A 607-nucleotide genomic window follows, 5' to 3' on the forward strand; every position below is an offset into this window, starting at 1 on the left:
CGGGGGCGACATCGCGGGCCATCCGGGTCACGTGCTCGATGACGATGGCCTCGTGACCGTCGACCACCCCGATCGCCTTCATTCGCAGGGCGCCGCATGTCCCGGCCTCGACGGTGCCCATGGCTACCTCAAGTGTCCGGTTGGTTACCGCGCGATCGAAACTCTCACGGATTTCCTGGATTTCGACTCCAAGCGCGTCGGCGATCAGCCGGAGCTGCCCCTGCCATTCGCCGGCGATGGCCCCGGGATAGCCGATCCAGGGCTGGTAGTCGAGCGGACGTCCGAAGCCCAACGCGTCGCTCATGATGTCGGGAACCCCGTAGTCGTCGTACAGGCCGACCTCAAACGAGTGGATTTTCTCGATGGACGACGACTGGGTGGACAGCACTAAGGGCAGATAGTCAGCGGCGAAGCCGGGCTCGATCCCGGACGCATACAACGACACCTGGCCCTGCTTGGCCGCGGCGAGGAGTTGGTCGCGCCACTCGGTGGGCTGGTAGGCGTGCGGATTGACCAACCGGGTCGTGCTGGTCGTGACGACGTTGATTCCGGCTTCGAGCAGCCGAACATAGTCCGGGATGGCCAGCGCATCGCGCTCGGGACCGCT

General features: G+C 65.2%; 1 pseudogene. It reads right to left on the minus strand.

The annotated features are described in order from the left end of the window. Window positions 1–607, minus strand: a pseudogene (locus tag A5745_RS03050) (dihydrodipicolinate reductase); the annotation flags it as partial.

Origin of the sequence: Mycobacterium sp. IS-2888 (assembly GCF_001954215.1) — a bacterium.
GTDB lineage: Bacteria > Actinomycetota > Actinomycetes > Mycobacteriales > Mycobacteriaceae > Mycobacterium.